Origin of the sequence: Nonomuraea sp. B19D2, from assembly GCF_040137845.1 — a bacterium.
GTDB lineage: Bacteria > Actinomycetota > Actinomycetes > Streptosporangiales > Streptosporangiaceae > Nonomuraea.
Window position 1 is genome coordinate 1 of the sequence record NZ_JBEFAK010000168.1, and the last position, 488, is coordinate 488.

The 488-nt window shown below is 67.8% G+C and carries 1 protein-coding gene; it reads left to right on the forward strand.

The window, feature by feature from the left end; all coding sequences use genetic code 11:
• Positions 1 to 192: 192 nt before the first annotated feature.
• The coding region (locus ABN273_RS59310) for a hypothetical protein (RefSeq protein WP_349458612.1) at positions 193 to 488 on the forward strand (296 nt) is incomplete at its 3' end.

A 488-nucleotide genomic window follows, 5' to 3' on the forward strand; every position in this document is an offset into this window, starting at 1 on the left:
GATCAGCTCTCGGCACACGACCCACACCTCAGGCCCGGCCGGAACCCTCCAACGGCCCATCATGACCCGAGTGTGAATCCCCGATTCCAGTCTGAAAAGGCCACCAAGATCTTCAGGACACTCCTAGTGCCCCTACACCCCATCCCGCGAGCACTATGCCCCGGCCCTCACGGCGGACTCAGCACCCGGGGCATGCAGACGTACGTGTGCGGCGATCTGAAGGCTTCCCGGCGAGACGGCGAGGAGGGTCTCGAGCTCTTCCACGAGGCCGGTGACTGGTGGGGGCAGCTGCAGGCCACGGCCGTGCTGGGGCGGCTCGCGGAGATCGAGGGGGACTATCCGCAGGCCGCTCGCCTGCACTGGGAGGGGCTGCGGATGGCCGAGGATCTGGGGCTGTGGACCGACGCCTCGATGCGCTGGTCCGAGCTCGGCAGGATCACCCTGTTGACCGGCGACTACGCCAGGGCCGAGGAGTTCCACGAGCAGGG